1 rRNA gene is annotated in these 2,834 nt (G+C 52.8%); it reads left to right on the top strand.

Going from position 1 to position 2,834, the window contains the following annotated elements:
* Positions 1–2,807: ribosomal RNA gene (locus ACJ8IP_RS24185) — 23S ribosomal RNA — on the top strand; the annotation flags it as partial.
* Between the last annotated feature and the right edge of the window lie 27 nt (positions 2,808–2,834).

Here is a 2,834-nt window from a genome sequence, read left to right on the forward strand (position 1 = left end):
CAACCGGCGATACCCGAATGGGGAAACCCAGTGTGTTTCGACACACTATCATGTCATGAATACATAGTGGCATGAGGCGAACCGGGGGAACTGAAACATCTAAGTACCCCGAGGAAAAGAAATCAACCGAGATTCCCCCAGTAGCGGCGAGCGAACGGGGAGGAGCCCAGAACCTGAATCGGCTTGTGTGTTAGTGGAAGCGTCTGGAAAGTCGCGCAGCAAAGGGTGATAGCCCCGTACACTAAAATGCACAGGTCGTGAGTTCGATGAGTAGGGCGGGACACGTGACATCCTGTCTGAATATGGGGGGACCATCCTCCAAGGCTAAATACTCCTGACTGACCGATAGTGAACCAGTACCGTGAGGGAAAGGCGAAAAGAACCCCGGCGAGGGGAGTGAAATAGAACCTGAAACCGTGTACGTACAAGCAGTGGGAGCACCTTCGTGGTGTGACTGCGTACCTTTTGTATAATGGGTCAGCGACTTATATTTTGTAGCAAGGTTAACCGTATAGGGGAGCCGTAGGGAAACCGAGTCTTAACTGGGCGATTAGTTGCAAGGTATAGACCCGAAACCCGGTGATCTAGCCATGGGCAGGTTGAAGGTTGGGTAACACTAACTGGAGGACCGAACCGACTAATGTTGAAAAATTAGCGGATGACTTGTGGCTGGGGGTGAAAGGCCAATCAAACCGGGAGATAGCTGGTTCTCCCCGAAAGCTATTTAGGTAGCGCCTCGTGAACTCATCTTCGGGGGTAGAGCACTGTTTCGGCTAGGGGGCCATCCCGGCTTACCAAACCGATGCAAACTCCGAATACCGAAGAATGTTATCACGGGAGACACACGGCGGGTGCTAACGTCCGTCGTGAAGAGGGAAACAACCCAGACCGCCAGCTAAGGTCCCAAAGTCATGGTTAAGTGGGAAACGATGTGGGAAGGCATAGACAGCCAGGATGTTGGCTTAGAAGCAGCCATCATTTAAAGAAAGCGTAATAGCTCACTGGTCGAGTCGGCCTGCGCGGAAGATGTAACGGGGCTAAACCATGCACCGAAGCTGCGGCAGCGACGCTTAGGCGTTGTTGGGTAGGGGAGCGTTCTGTAAGCCGTTGAAGGTGGCCTGTGAGGGTTGCTGGAGGTATCAGAAGTGCGAATGCTGACATAAGTAACGATAAAGCGGGTGAAAAGCCCGCTCGCCGGAAGACCAAGGGTTCCTGTCCAACGTTAATCGGGGCAGGGTGAGTCGACCCCTAAGGCGAGGCTGAAAAGCGTAGTCGATGGGAAACAGGTTAATATTCCTGTACTTGGTGTTACTGCGAAGGGGGGACGGAGAAGGCTAGGCTAGCCGGGCGACGGTTGTCCCGGTTTAAGCGTGTAGGGGGTGTGACCTGGTAAATCCGGTTGCATACTAACCCTGAGGCGTGATGACGATGCACTACGGTGCAGAAGTAGTTGATGCCCTGCTTCCAGGAAAATCCTCTAAGCTCCAGGTAACATTAAATCGTACCCCAAACCGACACAGGTGGTCAGGTAGAGAATACCAAGGCGCTTGAGAGAACTCGGGTGAAGGAACTAGGCAAAATGGTGCCGTAACTTCGGGAGAAGGCACGCTGGCATGTAGGTGAAGTCCCTCGCGGATGGAGCTGAAGCCAGTCGAAGATACCAGCTGGCTGCAACTGTTTAATAAAAACACAGCACTGTGCAAACACGAAAGTGGACGTATACGGTGTGACGCCTGCCCGGTGCTGGAAGGTTAATTGATGGGGTCAGCCGCAAGGCGAAGCTCTTGATCGAAGCCCCAGTAAACGGCGGCCGTAACTATAACGGTCCTAAGGTAGCGAAATTCCTTGTCGGGTAAGTTCCGACCTGCACGAATGGCGTAATGATGGCCAGGCTGTCTCCACCCGAGACTCAGTGAAATTGAACTCGCTGTGAAGATGCAGTGTACCCGCGGCAAGACGGAAAGACCCCGTGAACCTTTACTATAGCTTGACACTGAACATTGAGCCTTGATGTGTAGGATAGGTGGGAGGCTTTGAAGCGTGGACGCCAGTCTGCGTGGAGCCATCCTTGAAATACCACCCTTTAATGTTTGATGTTCTAACTCGGCCCCATAATCTGGGGTGAGGACAGTGTCTGGTGGGTAGTTTGACTGGGGCGGTCTCCTCCCAAAGAGTAACGGAGGAGCACGAAGGTTAGCTAATCACGGTCGGACATCGTGAGGTTAGTGCAAAGGCATAAGCTAGCTTGACTGCGAGAGTGACGGCTCGAGCAGGTACGAAAGTAGGTCTTAGTGATCCGGTGGTTCTGAATGGAAGGGCCATCGCTCAACGGATAAAAGGTACTCCGGGGATAACAGGCTGATACCGCCCAAGAGTTCATATCGACGGCGGTGTTTGGCACCTCGATGTCGGCTCATCACATCCTGGGGCTGAAGTAGGTCCCAAGGGTATGGCTGTTCGCCATTTAAAGTGGTACGCGAGCTGGGTTTAGAACGTCGTGAGACAGTTCGGTCCCTATCTGCCGTGGGCGTTGGAAGATTGAGAGGGGTTGCTCCTAGTACGAGAGGACCGGAGTGAACGCACCACTGGTGTTCGGGTTGTCATGCCAATGGCATTGCCCGGTAGCTAAGTGCGGAAAAGATAAGCGCTGAAAGCATCTAAGCGCGAAACTTGCCTCAAGATGAGTCTTCCCTGGGCCTTTAAGGCCCCTGAAGGAACGTTTAAGACTAAGACGTTGATAGGCTGGGTGTGTAAGTGCAGCGATGCATTGAGCTAACCAGTACTAATGATCCGTGAGGCTTAACCTTACAACACCGAAGGTGTTTTTAGAGAGA

It is taken from the genome of Serratia sp. CY52157, assembly GCF_052168495.1.
GTDB classification, from domain to species: domain Bacteria; phylum Pseudomonadota; class Gammaproteobacteria; order Enterobacterales; family Enterobacteriaceae; genus Serratia; species Serratia ureilytica.